General features: G+C 70.8%; 22 protein-coding genes and 1 pseudogene. 8 read left to right on the top strand and 15 right to left on the bottom strand.

Features of this window, described 5'->3' with window-relative positions:
- Positions 1–2: 2 nt before the first annotated feature.
- The 4 genes from AB0O76_RS26770 to pssA all read left to right on the top strand — a co-directional run bounded on the left by AB0O76_RS26770 (position 3) and on the right by pssA (position 3,410).
- Positions 3–533 carry a MaoC family dehydratase gene (locus AB0O76_RS26770; protein ID WP_365496125.1) on the top strand — a complete coding sequence of 177 codons (531 nt, stop codon included), beginning with the start codon at positions 3–5 and terminating at the stop codon, positions 531–533.
- 2 nt (positions 534–535) lie between these two features.
- On the top strand, positions 536–1,741 hold the full coding sequence (locus AB0O76_RS26765; RefSeq protein WP_365496123.1) for an acyl-CoA dehydrogenase family protein: 1,206 nt from the start codon (positions 536–538) through the stop codon (positions 1,739–1,741).
- A 171-nt stretch (positions 1,742–1,912) separates the two neighbouring features.
- Entirely contained in the window at positions 1,913–2,569 is a 657-nt protein-coding gene (locus AB0O76_RS26760) for a phosphatidylserine decarboxylase (protein ID WP_365496121.1), read from the top strand.
- Positions 2,556–3,410, top strand: a complete 855-nt coding sequence (gene pssA / locus AB0O76_RS26755) for a CDP-diacylglycerol--serine O-phosphatidyltransferase (protein WP_365496119.1) — start codon at positions 2,556–2,558, stop codon at positions 3,408–3,410. Before AB0O76_RS26760 ends, pssA begins: the two co-directional genes overlap by 14 nt.
- A gap of 89 nt (positions 3,411–3,499) precedes the next feature.
- Here pssA and AB0O76_RS26750 read toward each other — a convergent pair whose 3' ends face one another.
- On the bottom strand, positions 3,500–3,625 hold the full coding sequence (locus AB0O76_RS26750; RefSeq protein ID WP_365496117.1) for a hypothetical protein: 126 nt from the start codon (positions 3,623–3,625) through the stop codon (positions 3,500–3,502).
- Between AB0O76_RS26750 and AB0O76_RS26745 the strand changes: the two genes are divergently transcribed.
- On the top strand, positions 3,624–3,998 hold the full coding sequence (locus AB0O76_RS26745) for a PaaX family transcriptional regulator C-terminal domain-containing protein (RefSeq protein ID WP_365496115.1): 375 nt from the start codon (positions 3,624–3,626) through the stop codon (positions 3,996–3,998). The genes AB0O76_RS26750 and AB0O76_RS26745 overlap by 2 nt on opposite strands.
- A 54-nt stretch (positions 3,999–4,052) precedes the next feature.
- Here AB0O76_RS26745 and AB0O76_RS26740 read toward each other — a convergent pair whose 3' ends face one another.
- The 5 genes from AB0O76_RS26740 to AB0O76_RS26720 form a co-directional block, all read right to left on the bottom strand.
- Positions 4,053–5,318, bottom strand: coding sequence for an ABC transporter substrate-binding protein (locus AB0O76_RS26740; protein WP_365496113.1), 1,266 nt, complete (start codon positions 5,316–5,318; stop codon positions 4,053–4,055).
- Entirely contained in the window at positions 5,315–6,394 is a 1,080-nt protein-coding gene (locus AB0O76_RS26735; protein ID WP_365496337.1) for a branched-chain amino acid ABC transporter permease, read from the bottom strand. The genes AB0O76_RS26740 and AB0O76_RS26735 overlap by 4 nt, the downstream gene beginning before the upstream one ends.
- Positions 6,395–6,440: 46 nt before the next feature.
- Positions 6,441–7,331 carry a branched-chain amino acid ABC transporter permease gene (locus AB0O76_RS26730; protein WP_365496111.1) on the bottom strand — a complete coding sequence of 297 codons (891 nt, stop codon included), beginning with the start codon at positions 7,329–7,331 and terminating at the stop codon, positions 6,441–6,443.
- Positions 7,332–7,473: 142 nt separating this feature from the next.
- Positions 7,474–8,292: an ABC transporter ATP-binding protein gene (locus AB0O76_RS26725; protein ID WP_365496109.1), complete on the bottom strand. Its 819-nt coding sequence runs from the start codon at positions 8,290–8,292 to the stop codon at positions 7,474–7,476.
- Complete coding sequence (locus AB0O76_RS26720) at positions 8,289–9,101, bottom strand: ABC transporter ATP-binding protein (RefSeq protein WP_365496107.1); 813 nt, start codon at positions 9,099–9,101, stop codon at positions 8,289–8,291. The genes AB0O76_RS26725 and AB0O76_RS26720 overlap by 4 nt, the downstream gene beginning before the upstream one ends.
- Before the next feature lie 223 nt (positions 9,102–9,324).
- Between AB0O76_RS26720 and AB0O76_RS26715 the strand changes: the two genes are divergently transcribed.
- Complete coding sequence (locus AB0O76_RS26715; RefSeq protein ID WP_365496105.1) at positions 9,325–10,524, top strand: helix-turn-helix domain-containing protein; 1,200 nt, start codon at positions 9,325–9,327, stop codon at positions 10,522–10,524.
- 201 nt (positions 10,525–10,725) lie between these two features.
- Here AB0O76_RS26715 and AB0O76_RS26710 read toward each other — a convergent pair whose 3' ends face one another.
- Positions 10,726–11,847: a glycerate kinase gene (locus AB0O76_RS26710; protein ID WP_365496335.1), complete on the bottom strand. Its 1,122-nt coding sequence runs from the start codon at positions 11,845–11,847 to the stop codon at positions 10,726–10,728.
- Between the two features lie 355 nt (positions 11,848–12,202).
- Between AB0O76_RS26710 and AB0O76_RS26705 the strand changes: the two genes are divergently transcribed.
- Positions 12,203–13,273, top strand: a complete 1,071-nt coding sequence (locus AB0O76_RS26705) for an ADP-ribosylglycohydrolase family protein (protein ID WP_365496103.1) — start codon at positions 12,203–12,205, stop codon at positions 13,271–13,273.
- 40 nt (positions 13,274–13,313) lie between these two features.
- Positions 13,314–13,805, top strand: a complete 492-nt coding sequence (locus AB0O76_RS26700) for an NUDIX hydrolase (RefSeq protein ID WP_365496101.1) — start codon at positions 13,314–13,316, stop codon at positions 13,803–13,805.
- Positions 13,806–13,836: 31 nt separating this feature from the next.
- On the opposite strand, the gene AB0O76_RS26695 is transcribed toward AB0O76_RS26700, so the two are convergent.
- The 8 genes and pseudogenes from AB0O76_RS26695 to AB0O76_RS26660 all read right to left on the bottom strand — a co-directional run bounded on the left by AB0O76_RS26695 (position 13,837) and on the right by AB0O76_RS26660 (position 20,661).
- Positions 13,837–14,337, bottom strand: coding sequence for a methylated-DNA--[protein]-cysteine S-methyltransferase (locus AB0O76_RS26695; RefSeq protein WP_365496099.1), 501 nt, complete (start codon positions 14,335–14,337; stop codon positions 13,837–13,839).
- A 40-nt stretch (positions 14,338–14,377) separates the two neighbouring features.
- Complete coding sequence (locus tag AB0O76_RS26690; RefSeq protein WP_365496333.1) at positions 14,378–15,847, bottom strand: AlkA N-terminal domain-containing protein; 1,470 nt, start codon at positions 15,845–15,847, stop codon at positions 14,378–14,380.
- Between the two features lie 93 nt (positions 15,848–15,940).
- Positions 15,941–16,468 carry an O-acetyl-ADP-ribose deacetylase gene (locus AB0O76_RS26685; protein ID WP_365496097.1) on the bottom strand — a complete coding sequence of 176 codons (528 nt, stop codon included), beginning with the start codon at positions 16,466–16,468 and terminating at the stop codon, positions 15,941–15,943.
- Positions 16,465–17,874, bottom strand: a complete 1,410-nt coding sequence (locus AB0O76_RS26680) for an NAD(P)/FAD-dependent oxidoreductase (protein ID WP_365496331.1) — start codon at positions 17,872–17,874, stop codon at positions 16,465–16,467. The genes AB0O76_RS26685 and AB0O76_RS26680 overlap by 4 nt, the downstream gene beginning before the upstream one ends.
- 681 nt (positions 17,875–18,555) lie before the next feature.
- Positions 18,556–19,377 carry an inositol monophosphatase family protein gene (locus tag AB0O76_RS26675; RefSeq protein ID WP_365496095.1) on the bottom strand — a complete coding sequence of 274 codons (822 nt, stop codon included), beginning with the start codon at positions 19,375–19,377 and terminating at the stop codon, positions 18,556–18,558.
- Between the two features lie 114 nt (positions 19,378–19,491).
- Entirely contained in the window at positions 19,492–20,115 is a 624-nt protein-coding gene (locus tag AB0O76_RS26670; RefSeq protein ID WP_365496093.1) for an alpha/beta-hydrolase family protein, read from the bottom strand.
- A pseudogene (locus tag AB0O76_RS26665) lies at positions 20,084–20,299 on the bottom strand (alpha/beta-hydrolase N-terminal domain-containing protein); the annotation flags it as partial. The gene AB0O76_RS26670 and the pseudogene AB0O76_RS26665, both read right to left, overlap by 32 nt.
- Positions 20,293–20,661 carry an alpha/beta-hydrolase N-terminal domain-containing protein gene (locus tag AB0O76_RS26660; protein ID WP_365496091.1) on the bottom strand — a complete coding sequence of 123 codons (369 nt, stop codon included), beginning with the start codon at positions 20,659–20,661 and terminating at the stop codon, positions 20,293–20,295. The gene AB0O76_RS26660 and the pseudogene AB0O76_RS26665, both read right to left, overlap by 7 nt.
- Positions 20,662–20,692: the final 31 nt, after the last annotated feature.

The following is a 20,692-nucleotide window of genomic DNA, read 5'->3' as shown; positions in this document are numbered from 1 at the left end:
CCATGCAGTTCGGCCGCACCTACGAAGAGTTCGAAGTCGGCGCCGTGTACAAGCACTGGCCCGGAAAGACGGTCACCGAGTACGACGACCACCTCTTCTGCCTCCTGACCATGAACCACCACCCCCTCCACATGGACACCAACTATGCGGAGAAGACGACCGACTTCGGGAAGAACGTCGTCGTGGGCAACTACATCTACTCGCTGCTCCTGGGCATGTCCGTGCCGGACGTCTCCGGCAAGGCGATCGCCAACCTGGAGATCGAGTCCCTGAAGCACGTGGCGCCGACGTTCCACGGCGACACGATCTACGGCGAGACGACCGTCCTGGACAAGACTCCGTCGAAGTCGAAGAACGACCGCGGGATCGTCTACGTGGAGACCAAGGGCTACAAGCAGGACGGCACGCTGGTCTGCGTGTTCCGCCGCAAGGTGATGGTGCCCACCGAGACGTACATCAAGGAGCGCGGCGGCGAGCAGCCCGGCCGCCCGGAGCTGGTGGACACCCCCAAGAAGAGCCAGGAGAAGAAGTAGCCATGAGCCGACTCGCCCAGACCGCAGGTCTCACGGACATCCAGCAGGAAATCCTGTCCACCGTCCGGGACTTCGTCGACAAGGAGATCATTCCGGTCGCGACGGAGCTCGAGCACCGCGACGAGTACCCGCAGCAGATCGTGGACGGCCTCAAGGAGTTGGGCCTCTTCGGCCTGATGATCCCGGAGGAGTACGGCGGCCTGGGTGAGTCGCTTCTCACGTACGCACTGTGCGTCGAGGAGATAGCGCGTGGCTGGATGTCGGTCTCCGGCATCATCAACACCCACTTCATCGTGGCCTACATGCTCAAGCAGCACGGCACGCAGGAGCAGAAGGACACCTTCCTTCCGCGGATGGCGGCGGGCGAGGTGCGCGGCGCGTTCTCCATGTCGGAGCCGGGGCTCGGCTCCGATGTGTCGGCGATCACGTCCAAGGGCGTCAAGGACGGCGACGAGTACGTTCTCAATGGTCAGAAGATGTGGCTGACGAACGGCGGCACGTCGACTCTGGTGGCCGTTCTGTGCCGGAGTGACGAAGGACACCCTGAGGGCACGGCGCCCCATAAGTCGATGACGACCTTCCTCGTCGAGAAGGAGCCCGGTTTCGGAGAGGTCCGCCCCGGCCTCACCATCCCCGGGAAGATCGACAAGATGGGTTACAAGGGCGTCGACACGACCGAACTCATCATGGACGGACTGCGCATTCCGGCCAATCGCGTACTCGGCGGGGTCACCGGCCGAGGGTTTTACCAAATGATGGACGGCGTCGAAGTCGGCCGCGTGAATGTCGCGGCGCGTGGCTGCGGTGTCGCACAGCGTGCATTTGAGCTGGGTGTCTCGTATGCCCAGCAACGCCACACTTTCGGCAAGGCGATCGCTCAGCACCAGGCGATTCAGTTCAAGCTGGCCGAGATGGCTACCAAGGTCGAGGCCGCCCATGCGATGATGGTGAACGCAGCACGCAAAAAGGACTCCGGGGAACGAAATGACCTCGAAGCAGGGATGGCGAAGTACCTCGCGTCCGAATACTGCAAAGAAGTCGTAGAGGACGCGTTCCGGATTCATGGCGGTTACGGCTTCTCGAAGGAGTACGAGATCGAGCGCCTCTACCGTGAGGCTCCGATGCTGCTGATCGGTGAAGGTACCGCCGAAATCCAGAAAATGATCATTGGCCGGCGACTGCTCGAAGAGTATCGATTCCAGGGCTAGATGTCTGATTTGGGGTGTTTTCACCGAGAAGAAGATCACACCCTGTCAACGCTCTTCGGCCGTCGACTCAGCTTCCTGGCTTGCCCAGTTGTGGCTCACAACCGATAGCATCCCGGAAAAGCCGCCGTCCCCCCGTCAACTGCGCGGCATCATCCGCTACGAAGGTCATCCATGCCCCACAGCCAAACCTCTGCACCACGCGATGGCATCCTCAAGGGTCGTCTTGCGCGCGGAGCATCGCCGTGGCTCCTGCCGACCGTCGCCACCGCGGCAATCAGCCTCGTCCGCGCGCGTCGCTCCAAGGCCGCCGCGGCCGTCGCCGTACCCACCACCGCGCTCGCTGCGGGCATGCTGTGGTTCTTCCGCGACCCCGAGCGCGAGATCTCCCAGGGCCGGGTCATCTCGCCGGCCGACGGTGTGGTGCAGAGCATCATGCCGTGGAAGGACGGACGCACCCGCGTCGCGATCTTCATGAGCCCGCTGAACGTCCACGTCAACCGCGCGCCTCTCGCGGGCACGGTGACGTCCGTGGAGCACATCCCCGGCGGTTTCGTCCCGGCGTTCAACAAGGAGAGCGAGAACAACGAGCGCGTTGTCTGGCACTTCGACACCGAGCTCGGTGACATCGAGATGATCCAGATCGCGGGCGCGGTCGCGCGGCGCATCGTTCCTTACGTGCCCCAGGGCACGAAGGTCGAGCAGGGCGAGCGCATCGGCCTGATCCGCTTCGGCTCACGCGTCGACATCTACCTCCCCGAGGGTGTCGAGGCGGACGTCGAGGTCGGTCAGAAGACCGTGGCTGGGGTGACTCGCATTGACCGTGGTTGATCCTGAGACACAGGCCGGGTGGGTTCCGGAGGCGGCGGAGGACGAGGCCGATGAGGAGATGCCTCTCTCACTCCGCCTCTCGATAGCGGACACCCTCACGCTCGGCAACGCCACGTGCGGGTTCATGGCGGTGTACTTCACCACCACGGGCATCCTCATCCCCTACGTCCAGGGCAGCACCGAAAGCGGCATGGCGCGGCACTCCGCCGCGACCGCCGTGATCCTGATGCTCTGCGCGGCCGTCTTCGACCTCTTCGACGGGCTCGTGGCGCGCAAGCTGCGGTCCTCGCCGATGGGCGCGGAGCTGGACAACCTGTCGGACCTGATCAGCTTCGGTCTGGCGCCCGCGTACTTCGTCCTCGTGTACGGCATGGTCGCGGACGACGCGCATCAGCGGGTGGCGGCGGTGGGCGCGATCGTTGTCCTGTTGGCGGTGGTGCTGCGGCTTGCGCGGTTCTCGTGCGTGACCGTGAAGGACGGCACCTTCCAGGGCATGCCGTCGCCGTTCGGCGCGCTGACGGTCGTCTCGATCGTGCTGCTCGAGCTGCCGTTCGTGGCGACGCTGCTCGCGATCATCGGTACGGCGTGGCTGATGGTGAGCCGGGTCGAGTACCCGAAGCCGCGGGGGCCGCTGGCGGTGGCGATGCTCGCCTGGATCGTCGCTGCGATGGGTCTCCTCGCCGCGTGGGCCTTCGAGGCACCGGGCGGTCAGCTGCTCCTCCAGACGGGCTGTGCGCTGCAGCTGGTCCTGGGTGCGGTGATTCCCCTCTTCGCCACGGCTCGGAGGGTGAACAACTTCCGGGGCAACCGGAGGGAAGCCAGGGCGGCGCAGTTGCCGTAGCGGCGCTTGAACCGTGCTTTGGGGGCCTGAACCGTTTGGTTCGGGCCCCTTTTGCGTACCGTCGATCACCGGCTTCGCCGAGTTCGTCCTCACACGCCGGACAGGCTGAGTACTTCCGGCCGCACCAGTACCTTCACGTGGTCGTCAGGGGCCGCCAGCATCACGAACGCCGCGTCCACCTCCCCGAACCCCACCTCCCCCACCGTGTTCAGCATGCCGGGTCGGCCCGGGCACTCCAGGACCGTCAGGGTCTGTCCCGGCGACGCCGCGTCCCGCCAGGCGTCGAAGGGGTCGCGCACCCCCGGGTCCACGACCACATGCGCCCCGAAGCGCCCCGCCAGCTCCCGTCGGCGCGGAGACGGCTCCGATACGACGACGGGCGCGACCGCCCCGCTCGACGAGCGCCGCGGTCGCGCCGTGCACGCCTGGCGGGCCACGTTCGAGCGGGACCCGCGGCTGCCAGGAGCACTGCTGCCGGCCGACTGGCCCGGATTCACGGCGACGCGCCTGTTCGTCGACACATGGCGCGCGGTCCGGGGGCCCGCGGACCGGCGGTGGGCGCACCTTGCGGAGGATCCACGGGGGTGAGGCAGGGGCTCCGCCCTTGCCTTGGGCTCCGCCCCTGCCTCGTTGTGCCGTTGCTCACGCCCCCGGCGTGTATCCCTCGGCCGCCTCCGAAGCGCCCGGTTCGCGGACGACCTTCATGCCGCCCGTCGCGCTCTTGTCGGGGCGCAGGATCACGCTCTCCTTGGAGGACGGGGACTTGGGGTCGGTGAAGTTCTGTGTGACGCCGAATCCTGTGTCGTACGCGTCGATGGTCAGGAGCGCCTTGTCGACGCCCTCACGGGTGAGGTCCTTTCTGTCGCACGCCTTCTTCAGGGCCTCGCCGAAGACGGAGGCCGCGGTCCAGCCCGCCGTCACGCCGTTGTCGAGAGCGTCCTTCGGGTAGGCCGCCTTGTAGTCGGCGACCAGCTTCTTCGCCGCGGCCGTGTCCGCGCCGATCGGGAGGGTCGGCGATGCCACGTAGTAGTTCTTCGCGAGGGCCGGGCCCGCCTGGGTGCCCAGGAGTTGGGGCGAGAACGCCGAGTTGTTGCCGATGATCGGGACGTCGAACTTCCCCGCCGCGGCCACACCCACCAGCGAGGCCGCCTGCCGGGGCCCCGCGCTGATCACGATGCCTTTCACACCCGCCTTCTTCAGGGCGGACACCTGCGCCGTCATGTCGTTGTCGGTCGCCTTGATCTTCTGCTCGACGACGGTGAGGCCCGACTCCTTCGCCATGTGCTGCGAGCCCTTCAGGGCGTTCTCGCCGTAGTCGCCCTCGAAGTAGACATGGCCGAGCTTGTCGCCCTTCTTGAGGCCCTTCTCCTTCATCAGGAAGTCGATCGCGTTGATCGTCTCCAGGTCGTACGTCGAGCCGACCACCCGCACATACGGGCTGCCGAGCAGATTCGCCGACCAGGCCTGCGGCAGGACCAGTCCCTTGTTGCCGTCGACGCGCTGTTTGACGGCGGCGACGAAGGGAGAGCCGATGAACTGGGCGAAGCCGAGGACGTCCGGCTCCAGTTCGGTGTACGCGGCGACCGCCTTCTGGGGGTCGTAGCCGTGGTCGCGGATGGTCAGCTTCAGCTTGTAGCCGCAGATGCCGCCGTCGGCGTTGGTCTGCTTGACGTAGAGCTGCTGGGCCTGGGTGACGCTCTTGCCGAGGGTCGCGTAGACGCCGGTCATGTCGGTGAGCACGCCGAGGTTGATCGTCTTCCCGGAGATGCCGTCGCCGGTCTTGACCCCGCCCGCGCCCTTCTTGTCGCCGTCGTCGTCGTTCGCCTTGGAGCTGCAGGCCGCCAGGGCCAGCAGTGCGGCGAGCGCCGTGACCGTCGCGGTGGCCCGCTTCCGTGTGCGTGAACTCATCGTTCCTCCCCTGATTCCACTGATTCCACTGGAGTTGGGCCGGACTTCGGCCTGGGGCGTCGGGCGGCGATGCCGGCCAGACCGCCGGGCAGGAAAAGGACCACCGCCACGACGGCGGCGCCGTACAGGTACCGGGACGCCTCACCCGGTGTGATCCCGCCGGTGCCGGGGGCCGAGACCAGCGGCAGGGCGTCGCTGTACCGGGTCAGGAGCTGGGGCAGCAGGGACACCACGGCGGCACCGGCCACGGCGCCCGCGACCGAGCCGAGGCCGCCGATGACGATCATGGCGAGGTATTCGAGGGACAGCGTCATGCCGAAGTAGTCCGGCACGGTGCGCTGGAAGACCAGGGCGAGCAGCACTCCGGCCAGGCCCGCGTACATCGACGACAGGACGAAGACACCGGCCCGGTAGCGGGCGACGGGCACGCCGATGACGCCTGCGGCGATGCGGTGGTCGCGGATGGCGTTCATGGCGCGCCCCGGCCGGCCGCGCAGCACGCCGCGGGCGAAGAGTCCGCAGCCCAGGAGGAGGACGAGCCCCGCGTACCAGAGCTTCTCCGAGGCCCCGAACGGCACGGCGGCGACGACGAGTTCACTGTCGTCGAAGGTGATCCCGAAGACGCTCAGGGGCGGTACGTCGCGGCCGTTGGAGCCGCCCGTCAGGTCGTGGGCGTTGAAGAGCACATGCTGCCCGATGAAGATCAGGGCGAGGGTGGCGATGCCGAGGTACGCGCCGCGCAGGCGTCCCGCGATGGGGCTGAAGAGCCCGCCCGCCAGTCCCGCGATGCCGACGGCGAGCGCGGCGGCGATCCAGGTCGGAAGGCCGAGCCCGGTCAGGCCGCCCTCGCCGTCCCCCGCAAGGACGCAGTATCCGTACGCGCCGATGGCGAGGAAGAAGGCGTGTCCCATGGAGAGTTGGCCGGTCGCGCCGGTGAGGAGGTTGATGCCGATCGCGCCGATCGCGGCGGCCATGGCGAAGAGCCCCGCCTGCAGCCAGAACCGGTCGAGGTAGAAGGGCAGGGCGAGCAGAAGAACCGCCCCCGCGGCCCGGACGTATGCCCGGGGGCGGCGCAGTGCCGTACGGCCTCGGGAGCGCAACGCGCGGCCGCGGGCCAGGACTTCAGACACGGGCGAGCTCCTTCGTGCCGAACAGTCCGGCGGGCCGGATGAGGAGGATGACGGTCATGACGAGATAGGGCGCGAGATCGCCCAACCCGCGTCCGAGGAAGGTGAGTTCGCTCTGGTATCCGGTGGCGAGCGACTCCGTCACTCCCACGACGATGCCGCCGACGAGGGCGCCCGTGGTGGAGTCGAGGCCGCCGAGGATCGCGGCCGGGAACGCCTTCAACGCGGCCAGTGATGTGGCCCGTTCGAGCCCGGGGGTCGGGAAGACAGTGAGGAAGAGCGCGGCCACGGCGGCGAGCCCGCCCGCCACGGCCCATGCGCCGAGCGAGACCCTGCCGAGCCGTACGCCCATCAGCGCGGCGGTCTCCGGGCTCTCGGCGGCGGCGCGCATCGCGACACCCCAGGAGGTGTACCGGAAGGCGAGCAGAAAGACGGTGATGAGGAGGGCAGCGGCGACGAACGCGGCGATCCGTGTGTGCGCGAGGGAGATCGACCCCACCGTGAGCACGGAGTCGCCCCACGGGTCGCCGAGCGCGAGCACGTCGGTGCCGAGGCGCCGGGTGAGTTCGGTGGTGAGCAGGATGTCGACGCCGATGGTGACGATGGCAAGGACGCTGTGGTCCGCGCCCCGGTAGCGCCGCATCACCAGGAACTCGACGGCGGCGCCGACCACCGCCGCGCCCGCGATGCCGACGAGCAGCGCCGACCAGAAGCCGATGTCGTCGTGGAGGGACGCGGTGATGTAACCGCCCGCGAGGAGCAGCGAGGCGTGCGCGAAGTTCACCACTTCGGTGGCGCGGAAGATGACGACGAAGCCGAGGGCGATCAGGGCGTAGACGGAGCCCATCGAGAGGCCGTTGAGGAGGAGTTCGACGAAGGTGGTCATGATCGGGCCTCCCGAGTCGCGTACGCTCCGGCGACGGCCGCCCGCAGTGCGGACGCCGCGCACGGCAAGGGGCGTTCGGGGGTCTGGGGGCGAAGCCCCCGGGGTGGTGCGCAGCCGTCGGCGGCGCGATCCGCGGATCCCCTCATGCCGCACCTCCCTCCCCCAGATAGGCACGCACGACCGCGGGGTCGCTCTGGATGTCCGCGGGCGCGCCGTCGGCGATGCGGCGGCCGAAGTCCAGTACGGTCACCGCGTCCGCGAGCCGCATCACCACCCCCATGTCGTGTTCCACCAGGACGATCGAGATGCCGAGGCTGTCGCGTACGCCGGCGATGACGGCGGCGGTGCGGCGCCGCTCGTCCGCGGTCATCCCCGCCACGGGTTCGTCGAGAAGGAGCAGCCGGGGTTCCATGCACAGGGCGCGGGCGAGTTCGGCGAGCTTCTGCTGCCCGTAGGGCAACGAGCCCGCAGGCGCTTCGAGTTGATGCTCGATACCGACGAACGCGGCGATCTCCCGGACCCGTTCGCGGTGCAGGCGCTCCTCGCGGGCGGCCGACGGAAGGCGCAGTCCGGCTGCCACGAAGCCGGTGCGGGTGAGCCGGTGGCGGCCAAGCATCAGACTGTCGGCGACGGTGGCGCGCGGCGGCAGCGCGAGGTTCTGGAAGATCCGTGCGACGCCCAGGTCGGCGATGCGGTGCGGCGGCATGGCCGTCAGCTCGTGCTCCCCGAAGCGGACGGTGCCGCCGGTGGCGCGGTACACCCCGGACAGGACGTTGAAACAGGTGGACTTGCCCGCGCCGTTGGGTCCGATGACGGCGTGCACGGTGCCGGGCCTGACCGTGAAGCTGACGGCGTCGAGCGCGGTGAGACCCGCGAAGCGTACGGTCAACTCCCTTACGTCCAGCGGCGGTACGTCCGCCGCGAGGGGCGGCGCGTCGGCCGCCGGACGGTCATCGGTCATCGTCGGCCCGCCCATCGCCCGAGCACCGGGAGCGCGCCGACGCCGCGTGAGGCGTCGTCCGCCGCGGTCTCGTCGACCACGCCGAGATAGCGGCGGCGCACCTCGTCGGATGCGGCGAGTTCGTCCGCAGGGCCCGCGAGCGCCACTTCGCCGACGTCAAGGACGTACGCATGCGATGCGAGGCGCAGGGCGAGCGCGGCGTTCTGCTCGACCAGCAGGACCGAGGTGCCCTGCGCGTTGATCTCCTGGACGGTGTCGGCGATGCGGGCGGCCATCAACGGGGCGAGCCCGAGGGACGGTTCGTCGAGGAGGAGCAGCTTCGGCGATGCCATCAGGGCCCTGGCCACCGCCAGCATCTGCTGCTCGCCGCCCGAGAGGAGTCCCGCGCGCTGGCCTGCGCGCTCGGCGAGCACCGGGAAGAGTTCGTGGACCCGGCTCAGGGCGGTGGCCTTCGCCGCCCGGCTCCCCGCCGAGCCCAGCGCGCCCGCCCGCAGATTGTCCGCGACGGTCATCCGCGCGAACACCCGCCTGCCTTCCGGCACTTGGGAGATCCCGGCGGCCACGACACGGTCCGCGTGCCACCCGTCGACGCGCCGCCCGCCGAAGTGGACCGAGCCCGAGGTGAGCGCCCCTCGATGGAAGGAGAGCGTGCGCGAAATGGCGCGCAGGAGCGTCGACTTGCCCGCGCCGTTGCCGCCGAGGACCGCGACGACGGCACCGTCCGGCACCTCGATCGACACCTGCCGCAGCGCGCGCACCGGCCCGTATCCGACCGACGCGTCCCGTACGACAAGTCCGGAACCACCCACCTGGGACCCCCTGCCCTCCGCCTGCCCTGCGCGTGGCGCTCACCCCAGCACCGCGCGGGGCGCCCGTCCACGGCCTGTGGCCGAATCGCTGCGGGTGACCAGCGGGATCGCCCGCCGGTTGTGCACGGGCACAACACCCCGTGTCAGGGGCCTGCCGGGGGCGGCCGAGCGGTGGCATCCTCCGCACGAAGAGGGGCGACGGGCGGCGGCGAGGGGGAACACCGTGAGCGGGCGCAGGCCTCGGACAGGTCATGACTGGAAGGTGCTCAAGGAGGCGTGCAAGGCACTCCTCCCACGCGTCCCCGAGCTGGTGGACGAACATCTGCGGCAGCTCATCGAGCACTCCCCGGTGTACGCGCGGGTGCTTCCGTACGACCAGCAGTGGCAGGAGGCCGAGGAGGCGATGCGGATCGGCATCGAGACCATCTCCGCGCCGCGCGCGTCGCCGCGCCGGGATCTGGAGTACGCCGAGGAGGCGGGGCGGCGGCGGGCGCAGCAGGGCCTGCCGCTCGACCTGGTGGTGCACTCGTACCGCAATGCGGGCTATCTGGTCTGGGACGCGCTCCTGGAAGGCACCGTCGGCCAGGCCCCGGAACGCCTCGCGGTCCTGATGCGCTCGGCGACGATGGTGTGGTCGGCGGTGGACGCGCAGGCGGCGGCCGCGTCCGACGCGTACCGGGCGACGGAGATGGAGCTGCGGCGGCGCACCGACGAGCAGCTGCAAGCACTCCTGGATGCCCTCCTTGAAGGCCAGTCCGCGCCGGGGCTCGCCGCGCAGGTGGCCGCCGGGCTCGATCTGCCGGAGCGGGGGCCGTACGCGGTGGTGGTGCTGCGGGCCGAGCGGCGGGACGGGCGTGCGGCGTTCCACCGGCAGATCCAGCAGGCCGGGTTCCGCTTCGTCTGGCGGATGCGGGCTGACCGGGAGGTGGGGGTGGTCGCGCTGGGCGCGGAGGAGGGCCTTGACGCGCTGGCCACCGCCCTGGACGGGCGGTGTCCCGGTCCCGGCGGGATCAGCCCCGTGGTGGCGGGGCTCGCCGAGCTCGGCCATGCGCGGCGGCTCGCGGAACTGGCCCTGCGGACGTGCCCGCCGGACGCGAGCGGGATCGTACGGCTCGATCAGCGGATGCCGACGGCTCTGGTGGTGAGCCAGCCGGAGCTGGCGGGGCGCCTGGTGTCCGACGTGCTCGGGGAGGTGCTCGCCCTCGAACCGGGGGATCGGGCGGTGCTGCTCGAGACGCTGGACGCGTGGCTGGTGTGTGAGGGGTCCGCCGGGCGGGCGGCCGGGCGTCTGTACTGCCACCGGAACACGGTGTTCAACCGGTTGCGGCGGTTGGAGCAGTTGACCTCGCGGTCGTTGGCCCGGCCTCGGGATCTGATGGAGATGACGCTGGCACTGGATGCGTATCGGCTGACGCCGGGTTGAAGCGGCCTTGCGTACCGTCGATCACCGGCTTCGCCGAGTTCGTCCTCAAACGCCGGACGGGCTGGATGGTCTGCGGCCGGGCTGGATATATCCAGCCCGGCCGGCGTTTGAGGCCATCTTGAACGGGGGTCCAGGGGGCGGAGCCCCATGGTTTCGGGAAGGGGCGGGATTGGGGAAGGCCCCGCAGGGACCGCCCCTACGTCAGACGAGGAAGTCCCGGGCGATCCCTTCCGCCACCGTCTCCAGAATCGGCCCGGCCTCGGCAATGCAGCGCGCCACATCCGGCTCCACATCAGTAAGCGCGTACGCCCGCCGGATCCCGGCACGGCCGAGCGCCTCCGCCGGGAGGGCCAAGCGGCCGCAGACCGCGACGACCTCCACACCCGCGGCGCGCGCCGCAGCCGCGACCCCGGCGGGAGCCTTCCCGTGCAGGGTCTGCTCGTCCAGCGAACCCTCACCCGTGATCACCAGCGAGGCCCGCTCAAGGGCGGGCGCGAAGCCGAGGACGTCCAGCATGACCTCGATCCCGGGCCGGAAGCTCGCGCCGAGCCCGACGAGCGCCCCGTAGCCGATGCCACCGGCCGCTCCGGCCCCCGGAGACTCCGCGTACTCGAGGGCCGCGGAACCGACCGACTCGGAGAGCACCCGCGCGAAGTGCGCGAGCGCCGCGTCCAGCTCGGCCACGTCCTCCGGGGTCGCCCCCTTCTGCGGCCCGTACACCGCGGGCGCGCCCTTCGGGCCCGTCAGCGGATTGTCCACGTCACTGGCGAGGACGAGGGCCACCTCGGCGAACCGCGCGTCGAGGCCGGACAGGTCCGCACGGGCGAGGGACGCCAGCGGGCCGCCACCGGGCGCCACCGGCGCACCCTCCGCGTCCACGAACACCGCACCGAGCGCGGCCAGCATCCCCGCACCGCCGTCGGTCGTCGCGCTGCCGCCGACACCGAAGACGATCGTCCGCGCCCCCGCGTCGAGCGCGGCCAGGAGCAGCTCTCCGGATCCGTACGTCGTGGACGTGAGCGGCGCGAACACGCCGTCGGGCAGCAGCTGGAGGCCGGACGCCTCCGCCATCTCGACCACGGCGGTCCCGTCGCGCAGCGCGTACGCCGCGGTGACCTCGTCTCCGAGCGGTCCCGTGACCCGTACCTCGCGGCGTTCGAAACCGGCAGCGACCGCCGCGGCGACCGTGCCGTCACCGCCGTCGGCCACCGGCAGCGCCTCGACCTCCACCTTCGGGTCGACGCGGCGGAGCCCGGCCGTCACCCGCTCGGCGACCTCCACGGCCGTGAGCGACCCCTTGAACTTGTCCGCGGCAATGAGCACATGCTGCGCATCCCGCGCATGCCGCACACGCCCCGCCGTCTCAGCAGCGTCCGCCACCTTGCATCCCCTTGCTTTTCGGCCTTGCTCACGTCAAGGCAGTCGCGCCGCTGCGACCATAACCGCAGGAGGGGCCGCCTGCCCATGGCCGCCCTCACGCGAGAGCGACGTACACCGTCTCCAAATCATCACGAGTCGCCATATAAGGGTCATGACGACTGCGGAAATGATCGATCAGAGCTGTTTCACCATGGGCACTCCCTGTTTCTCGTCGAAAACCCGACAAACTTCTCATGCCCCGCGACAAAGCCGTCGCGTTGACCGCGCGGAAGCACCGCGAATTCGGTAAACCGGACGCATGACCCCAGTGCATGCGGAACTCTCCGACCGCGTCCTCGGCGGCTGGATCGGGCGGATCGCCGGCAACATGCTCGGCAAACCCATCGAGCGGGGCGACTACTGGACGCGGGATCGCATCGAGCGCTATCTGCGGCAGGCGGACGCGCTGCCGCTCACCGACTATCTGCCCGAACCCCCCTCCTGGGTCGAGGAGTTCCAGCTGCGTCCCGAGTGGCAGCGGTGCGTACGGGGCGGGGTGCACGGCAGCTGCCGTGACGACGACGTCGACTACGCGATCCTCGGCCTCGACCTCCTGGAGACGCACGGCTTCGGATTCAGCACGGAACAGGTCGGCGAGCTGTGGCTGCTTCGCCTGCCCTATCTGCAGACCTTCACGGCGGAGCGGGCCGCGTACCGGAATCTCGCGAACGGGCTCAAGCCGCCCCTCACCGCGACCTACGACAACGCCTACCAGGAGTGGATCGGCGCCCTCATCCGCGCCGACATCTTCGGCTGGACCTGTCCCGGCGCCCCGCGCCGCGCCGCCGCGCTCGCCCGCCGCGACGCCGTCCTCTCGCACACCGGCAACGGCGTGTACGGCGCGATGTGGGCGGCGGCGCTCATCGCGGGCGCGTTCACCGCGCCGACGCCCCGTGCCGCGCTCGACACGGCCCTCGGCGTGATCCCGTCGAGCAGCAGGCTCGCCCGCACGGTGCGCCGGATCCTCTCGCTGCACGACGCCGGGCTCGGCTGGGAGGAGACCCTCGCAACCTCGGAGGAGGAGACCGCCGGGCTCGGCTGGATCCATACGGTGCCGAACTCCGCCGTCCTGACCGCCGGACTCCTTTACGGCGAGGGGGACTTCACCCGCACCATCGCCCTGACGGTGCGCGGCGGCCTGGACACCGACTCGAACGGCGCGACGGCCGGATCGGTCGCGGGCGTGCTGTGCGGCGCCAAGGCGATCCCCGCCCAGTGGCGCGATCCCCTCGAAGACCGGGTGCGCAGTGCGGTGTTCGGCTTCGACGGGTCCCGGATCAGTGAACTGGCCGCACGGACCGTGGACTTGGTGGAGGCGCAGCGCGTGTGACCCGAGCGGTCGTGGCGGGCGCTGCGTCTAGGCTTCCGGTGTGACCTTCCAGGACTACGCCACGTACATCGCAGGCCTCCCCCGCGTCATCGCCGGGGCCGCCGCGCTCTTCAGGGACGCCGAGGGACGGGTGCTGCTCGTCGAACCCAACTACCGCGAAGGCTGGGCGCTGCCCGGCGGGACCATCGAGTCGGACGACGGCGAGACACCACGTCAGGGTGCACGTCGCGAGACCGCCGAGGAGATCGGCCTGGACCTCGATCTTGGGCCACTGCTCGTCGTGGACTGGGTCCCCGGCGCGGACCGGCCGCCGCTGGTCGCCTATCTGTACGACGGCGGGGTGCTCGGCGAGGACCAGCTGAAGTCGATCCGCCTCCAGGAGGAGGAGCTGCTCTCCTGGCGCATGGTGGCCCGCGACGAGCTGCGCGAGTATCTGCCGGGCGAACTGGGGCTGCGGGTCCTCGCGGGACTCGCGGCGCTCGACGCGGGGACGGGGGCCGTGGAGCTGGAGAGCGGGGTGCGGGTGGGCTGAGGGGGCAGCGAGTGGGCTGCGGGGGCGGCCTTCAGAAGAGCGCGGCTTCGCTGCCGGGAGTCGCGCCCTCGAACGCCAGCAGCCGCTGCTTGCGGTCGAGTCCGCCGCCGTAGCCGGTCAGGGCGCCGCCCGCGCCGATCACGCGGTGGCAGGGGACGATGACACCGATCGGGTTCTTGCCGTTGGCCAGGCCCACCGCCCGAGAGGCGTTGGGTTTGCCCAGCGCGTCCGCGAGCTGTCCGTACGTACGGGTCTCGCCGTAGGGGATCAGCTGGAGCTGTCGCCAGACGGTGCGCTGGAAGGGCGTGCCGTCCAGGCGCAGCGGCAGGTCGAACTCCGTCAACTCGCCCGCGAAGTACGCCTCCAGCTGGCTGATCGCCTCGCCGAACGGCGTGGGGTCGCGGTCGCCGAAGGTCTCCTCGGGTGGACGGTGGCGCTGCTCCGTCATGTAGAGGCCGCTGAGGGTGCCGTCGGTGGACACGAGGGTGAGCGGCCCGTAGGGGCTGTCGATGAGGGTGTGCTGACGGTGCATGAGAGTGCCCTTTGCTTGACGCGTTTCGCTTGACGCTGCTTCACGCGGGGATGGTGTTGATGGGGTGCTCGTCGGTGGCCCACAGATACTGGACCGCGTACGCCCGCCAGGGGCGCCAGGCCGCGGCGCGCGCGGTGAGCGCGGCCGGCGTGTGCGGAAGCCCCAACTCCTGTGCGGCGCGCCGGATTCCGAGATCGGACGGCAGGAACGCGTCCGGGTCGCCGAGCGCGCGCATCGCGATGACCTCGACCGTCCAGGGGCCGAACCCGGGGAGTTCGGTGAGCCGCGCCCTGGCCTCGTCCCAGTCGCTCTCCACGCCGACCTTGAGCGATCCTCCGGCGAGGTGACGTACGAGGGTGGTCAGCGTGGTGCGGCGGCTGCGCGGCAGCGCGAGCGCCTCCGGGTCGAGCGCGGCGAGCGCTTCCGGCGCCGGGAAGAGGTGCGTGAGGCCGCCCTCCGGGTCGTCGACCGGCTCTCCGTGCGCGGTGACGAGGCGCGCGGCGTGGGTGCGGGCCGCGGCCGTGGAGACCTGCTGGCCGAGCACCGCGCGTACGGCGAACTCCGCCTCGTCGACCGTGCGCGGCACACGGCGTCCCGGCGCCTTGTCGACGAGCGGCGCGAGCAGCGGGTCGTCGCGCAACTGGCCGTCGACGGCCACCGGGTCGGCGTCCAGGTCCAGCATGCGGCGGCAGCGGCTGATGGCGATGGTGAGGTCGCGCAGGTCGGTGAGGCTGAGGCGGCAGGCGATGTGGTCGGGGGTAGGGGTGAGGGCGACGACTCCATGCCCGAAGGGGAGACGGAGGGTGCGTCGGTACGCCCCGTCGCGCCACTCCTCCACGCCGGGCACGGCGGTGGCGATGAGGTGGCCGAAGAGGTTGTCCGGGTTGAGCGGGGCGCGGAAGGGGAGGCGGAGGGAGAGCACTCCGGGGGCGGCGGCCGTGGCCGTCTTGGGGACGCGGGCGCGCAGCTCGCCCGGGGCAAGCGCGAAGACCTCTCGTACCGTGTCGTTGAACGTACGGATCGAGGAGAAGCCCGCGGCGAAGGCGATCTCCGCCATGGGCAGCATGGTCGTCTCGATGAGCAGCCGTGCGGTCTGCGCGCGCTGGGCGCGGGCCAGGGCGAGGGGTCCCGCGCCGAGCTCCGCGAGGAGCTGTCGCTCGACCTGGCGGGTGCTGTAGCCGAGGCGTCCTGCCAGGCCCGGGACCCCTTCACGGTCGACCACGCCGTCGCCGATGAGGCGCATCGCGCGGGCCACCAGATCGGCGCGCTGGTTCCACTCCGGGGAGCCGGGGCTGCTGTCGGGGCGGCAGCGCTTGCAGGCCCGGAATCCGGCCTGCTGGCAGGCTGCCGCGCTCGGGTAGAAGCTCATGTTCTCGGGCTTCGGGGGGACTACGGGGCAGCTGGGGCGGCAGTAGATCCGGGTGGTGAGAACCGCGGTGAAGAACCACCCGTCGAACCGGGCGTCCTTCGACTGAACGGCGCGTACGCAGCGGTCGGCATCGTGATGCATGACGCCGGCGCCGGCCTGGGTGGTGGGCATGGCTCAAGGATCGTGCATGCCGACCACCACTGGCTGGCGAAAATCCGACATGGACCTTGGGGGTCACCCCTCCGCCAGCGCCTCCGTGAACGCCTCATAGGCCTTCGCGTCGAAAAGGACGAAGCGGATCTCGTCGAAGGTGGACGGCATCTGCACCGCATGCTCCCGTACCGTCCGGACGGCGATGCGGGCCCCGTCGTCCAGGGGCCACCGGTAGACGCCGGTGGAGATCGCGGGGAAGGCGACCGTCCTGGCGCCCACCTCCGCGGCCACGCGGAGCGACTCCCGGTAGCAGGACGCCAGCAGGTCGGAGCGGTCCTCCGTGGCGGACCACACCGGCCCGACGGTGTGGATCACGTACTGCGCGTCAAGACGCCCCGCGGTCGTCGCCACGGCCTGGCCGGTCGGCAGCCCCTTGCCGTAGTGCGAAGCCCGCAGCCGCCGGCACGCCTCGAGGATCTGCGGCCCGCCGTTCCGGTGGATCGCACCGTCCACGCCGCCACCCCCAAGCAGGGACGAGTTCGCGGCGTTGACGATCGCGTCGGCGGTCTGCCGGGTGATGTCGCCCTGGACGAGCGTGATGGCCGTCATGCGGAGCGAAGCCTCCTCCATACCGCCTTGGCGGCGTTGTGCCCCGACATGCCGTGCACTCCGGGCCCCGGCGGCGTCGCGGACGAGCAGATGAAGACCGCGGGATGCGCGGTGTTGTACGGGAAGAGAGACAGCTTGGGCCGGAGCAGGAGCTGGAGCCCGCTCGCCGCGCCGCAGGCGATGTCGCCGCCCACATAGTTCGCGTTGCGCGCGGCCAGCTCCGCCGGGCCCGCGGTGGCGCGCGCGAGGACCCGGTCCCGGAAGCCGGGCGCGAACCGCTCCAGCTGCCGCTCGATCGCGTCGGTGAGGTCACCGCTCCAGCCGTTCGGCACATGGCCGTACGCCCAGAAGACCTGCTTGCCCGCCGGCGCGCGCGACGGATCGACGACGCCGGGCTGCACGGTGATGAGGAAGGGCCGGTCGGGCGCGCGGTTCTCGCGCGACGCGGCACGCAGGGCGGCGTCGATGTCGGCGCTACTGGACCCGACCTGCACGGTGCCCGCGGCGCGCGCCTCCTTGGCGGTCCACGGGACGGGGCCGTCAAGGGCGTAATCGATCTTGAAGGCGCTCGCGCCGTAGCGGTAGTTCTCGTAGCTCCGCCCCAGGCCCGCGATCCGCGCGAGCGCCGTGGGGGATGTGTCGAAGACGTACGCGCGGGCGGGCGGCAGGTCGTCGAGCCGCTTGACCTCGTAGTCGGTGTGCACCGCGCCGCCGAGGTCCTTCAGATACGCGGTGAGCGCGTCGGAGATCGACTGCGAGCCGCCGCGCACGACCGGCCAGCCGCGGGCGTGCGCGGCCAGCGCGAAGACCATGCCGACCCCACTGGTGGCGAGCCCGCCGAGCGGCGCGATGACATGGGCGACGAGCCCGGAGAACAGGGCGCGGGCCCGGTCGTCCCGGAAGCGCCGCATCAGCCACGTGGCGGGCGGCAGACCGACGAGCCCGAAGCGCGCGAGGGTCAGCGGGTCACGCGGCAGGGCCGTCGTCGGCAGCGACATGAAGTCCCGCAGGACGGTGTCCCAGTTGTGGAGGAACGGCTCGACGAGGCGGCGGTACGTCCCCGCGTCGCGCGGCCCGAACGAGGCGGCCGTCTCGGCGACGGAGCGGGAGAGCACGGCGGCGCTGCCGTCCGGAAAGGGGTGCGCCATCGCCAGCTCGGGCTGCAGCCACTCAAGTCCGTACCGGTCGAGCGGCATGGTCCTGAACACCGGCGAGTTGACACCCAGCGGGTGAGCGGCGGAACAGGGGTCGTGCCGGAACCCGGGAAGGGTCAGCTCCTCGGTCCGCGCACCGCCGCCCACGGTGCTCCTGGCTTCGAAGACGGCCACCGAGAAGCCACGGCGGGCCAGCTCGACGGCAGCGGTAAGACCGTTCGGTCCCGCCCCCACGACGACGGCATCAAGCATCGACGGCACCTTCGGACTCCTTTGTCAGCCGATGGCCACTGCCGCCCAGGATAGGCCTGGCCACCGACAGCGCCGTGGGCGCGGGTAGCCTCTGCCGGGTGACGCGATGGTTCCGCCGTGCCGACAGCGACTCCACCGACTAGTTCGAGACGGGGGTCGACTCCATCGTCGTACGCCAGGCGTCCTTCTCCGAGCCGCACGGCACGGCCTGTGCCGCCGCCTCGCGCGATGAACTCGCCAGGACCCACGAGGAGTTCGGAACGCTGGGCGCGGGGCTCTACACGGCGCGGTACGGCGCACTCCTGAACGGCTCCGCCAACGGCCCCGTCAACCGCCCCGTCAACGGCTCCGTCGAGGACGATGCCGAGCCGGTCACCAAGCAGGTCACCGAGGCGGAGTTCGAGCAGGCGTGGCGGCGCGCCCGCCACGGCCGCAACACCTCACCGCCGGGCCCGGGCGGCCCGCTCCCCCAGGGCACGCGGCTGACCGGCACGGTCAGTGAGCTGCCGTGGGGTCCGGGAAGGACCGGGCTCTTCGTGGACCTGGGGCTGCCGATCGGCTGCTTCGTGGACCTGGCCTCGCTCCCCCTGGCTCCCGGCGACTGGCCTGCCGTCGGCACCGTCACCGAGTTCGAGGTCACCACCGTCCACTTCCACTTCGAGTCGGGCGGCGCACCGCAGATCAGGCTCCGGCCGACAGCAACGCCACCACCCGGTCGACCGTGGCCGCGTCCCGTGCGGCCGTGAACGGCAGGGCGTTGCCGCCCGCTATCCGGAAGGGCTGACCGGCCACGGTCCGGTTGCCGCCGCCGGCCTCCGCCACGAGCAGCAGTCCCGCCGCGTGGTCCCAGGCGAGCTCCCAGGAGAAGGCGATCGCGTCCAACTCGCCCTTGGCTATGGCCAGATACTCGAGACCGGCCGACCCGCAGGGCCGCGGCGCGACGCCGTCCGCCCGAAGGCCGTGGAGCGCACGCTTCTGGTCATCGGTGGTGAAGTCCGGGTGCGAGGTGGCCACTTCGATGACTTCGCCCGGCGTGCCTGCCACCAGGCGCCGCCCGTCGAGCCAGGCGCCCTTGCCGCGCACCGCCACGGCCATCTCGTCAAGGGCAGGGGCGTACGTCCACGAGGCGTGGACCTCTCCTCGCCACGCGAGCGCGACGAGCATGCAGAAGCCGGGGTCGCCGTGGACGAACTGCCGGGTGCCGTCGACGGGGTCGACGATCCACACCGGCGCGTCGCCCCGTATCGCCTCGTACCGCGAGGGGTCGGCGTGCACGGCTTCTTCTCCTACGACCACGGAGCCGGGCAGCAGCTCCGTGAGTGCGGCGGTCAGCTGCTCCTCGGCGAGGCGGTCGGCCACCGTCACGAGGTCGTGCGGGCCGCTCTTCTGTACGACGTCATCCGCTGTGAGCTGCCGGAACCTCGGCATGACCTCGGTGGCGGCAGCCTTGCGGAGTGCCTCTTCTACTGCGGGTACTCCGCTGTCCAGAAAGTCTTCGATCATGCATCCATGAGAGCATGCCGCGCTGACAACGCGTGCGGAGCGGGTGTACGCGGGGTGGACCCCGCGTGAATCCCACGCAACCCACTGCCGGGCCTCCCCACGCCGGGCGACCCCTCACTCCCGCCCCGCCACATACCTCCGCAACCGCTCCGTGTCCCCCGTCGTCCACCCCTCACGCGGCACGATCGCCGCCCATCCGTCCACCGGTCCCGCCCCGTACCGGTGCCCGTGCGACGCCTCTACGCCGTACGACACCACCATGTCGACCGACGTCTGCCAGAACGTGACGAGGGGCGCGAACCGCACGTTCCTGCCGCCGTCGTACAGCGGCCGCCACACCGGGCTCCCGGTGTCCCTGCCGTCACGGATCTCCTGGGACATCGGCGCGAAGTTGGGGGTGCCGACGATGAGCGCCCCGTCCGTCCGGGCCAGCAGGTCGTCGTGCATGTACTCCAGGGGGTCGGTGATGTCGGCGTTCACCCAGCCGGTTCCGGTGGTCCCGGCGATCGCCAGCACGTTACGTTCGAAGGCGCCGGTCCGCTCCAGCTCCTCGACGGCCAGCCGGGCCTTGGCCGCGAACGGGTCCTCGTCGCTGAAGGACTCCGGCGCGGACGCGCTGACGTAGACGCGGACGGGGTCTTTCGCAGCCGGGACCCCCGGAGACCAGAGGGGACCGAGGGCGGTGGACCGTCCCGCCGTTGGTGGCGTACGCGATGCGGTCGGCGAGGTCGATGACACCGCGCTGGAAGACGACGTCGCGCAGCCCGAGCGTGACGATCAGGGCGCTCAGCGCGAGCCCCAGGCCGATGGCGACGGGCAGCGGCACGAAGCGGTGCAGGGTGTGGGTCAACGTACGCGAACCCAGGCGGATGCCGCGGGCCACGGGCAGGAAGAGCGCCCAGAGCGCGGCGGCGATCAGCATGATGACCGGAGTTCGCGCAGCCGGCGCTGCGAGTGGGCGCTCTCGGTGAGCAGCCAGTACGCCTGCCAGAGGTGCGCCCGCACCCGTTCGCCTGGCCGCCATCGGAATCGGAAGAAGAGGGCACGGGCCACGGTGCTCACGATCGAGCCCAGTGCGTAGCCCATGGCCGCGGTGATCCCGCCGACGACGCCTTGCAGCAGCCAGGGGCGGGGCACGAGGGAGGGCGTGAGGGACAGCCAGAAGAAGACGGTCCCGAAGCAGGCGGCCGTGAGGTCCGGCCAGCGTCGCACGAGGTAACTGGCGTCCGGGCGGTCCCAGTACGGCTTCTCGGCGATCGCGCCGATGCGCCGCACGACGGGCACTGCGCTTCATGCTCACCCAGCCGCACATACC

Source organism: Streptomyces sp. NPDC086554, from assembly GCF_040686095.1.
Lineage (GTDB): Bacteria > Actinomycetota > Actinomycetes > Streptomycetales > Streptomycetaceae > Streptomyces.
The sequence above is the reverse complement of the archived record's forward strand: the minus strand, read 5'-3'. Positions and strand labels throughout refer to the sequence as shown.

Excerpts from the sequence above, each read along its gene's own strand:
- AB0O76_RS26770 (WP_365496125.1), top strand. The coding sequence starts at position 3 with ATGCAGTTCGGCCGCACCTACGAAGAGTTCGAAGTCGGCGCCGTGTAC.
- AB0O76_RS26765 (WP_365496123.1), top strand. The coding sequence starts at position 536 with ATGAGCCGACTCGCCCAGACCGCAGGTCTCACGGACATCCAGCAGGAA.
- AB0O76_RS26760 (WP_365496121.1), top strand. The coding sequence starts at position 1,913 with ATGCCCCACAGCCAAACCTCTGCACCACGCGATGGCATCCTCAAGGGT.
- AB0O76_RS26745 (WP_365496115.1), top strand. The coding sequence starts at position 3,624 with ATGCCGGGTCGGCCCGGGCACTCCAGGACCGTCAGGGTCTGTCCCGGC.
- AB0O76_RS26750 (WP_365496117.1), bottom strand. The coding sequence starts at position 3,625 with ATGCTGAACACGGTGGGGGAGGTGGGGTTCGGGGAGGTGGACGCGGCG.
- AB0O76_RS26740 (WP_365496113.1), bottom strand. The coding sequence starts at position 5,318 with ATGAGTTCACGCACACGGAAGCGGGCCACCGCGACGGTCACGGCGCTC.
- AB0O76_RS26730 (WP_365496111.1), bottom strand. The coding sequence starts at position 7,331 with ATGACCACCTTCGTCGAACTCCTCCTCAACGGCCTCTCGATGGGCTCC.
- AB0O76_RS26725 (WP_365496109.1), bottom strand. The coding sequence starts at position 8,292 with ATGACCGATGACCGTCCGGCGGCCGACGCGCCGCCCCTCGCGGCGGAC.
- AB0O76_RS26705 (WP_365496103.1), top strand. The coding sequence starts at position 12,203 with ATGACCCCAGTGCATGCGGAACTCTCCGACCGCGTCCTCGGCGGCTGG.
- AB0O76_RS26695 (WP_365496099.1), bottom strand. The coding sequence starts at position 14,337 with ATGCACCGTCAGCACACCCTCATCGACAGCCCCTACGGGCCGCTCACC.
- AB0O76_RS26690 (WP_365496333.1), bottom strand. The coding sequence starts at position 15,847 with ATGCATCACGATGCCGACCGCTGCGTACGCGCCGTTCAGTCGAAGGAC.
- AB0O76_RS26685 (WP_365496097.1), bottom strand. The coding sequence starts at position 16,468 with ATGACGGCCATCACGCTCGTCCAGGGCGACATCACCCGGCAGACCGCC.
- AB0O76_RS26680 (WP_365496331.1), bottom strand. The coding sequence starts at position 17,874 with ATGCTTGATGCCGTCGTCGTGGGGGCGGGACCGAACGGTCTTACCGCT.
- AB0O76_RS26675 (WP_365496095.1), bottom strand. The coding sequence starts at position 19,377 with ATGATCGAAGACTTTCTGGACAGCGGAGTACCCGCAGTAGAAGAGGCA.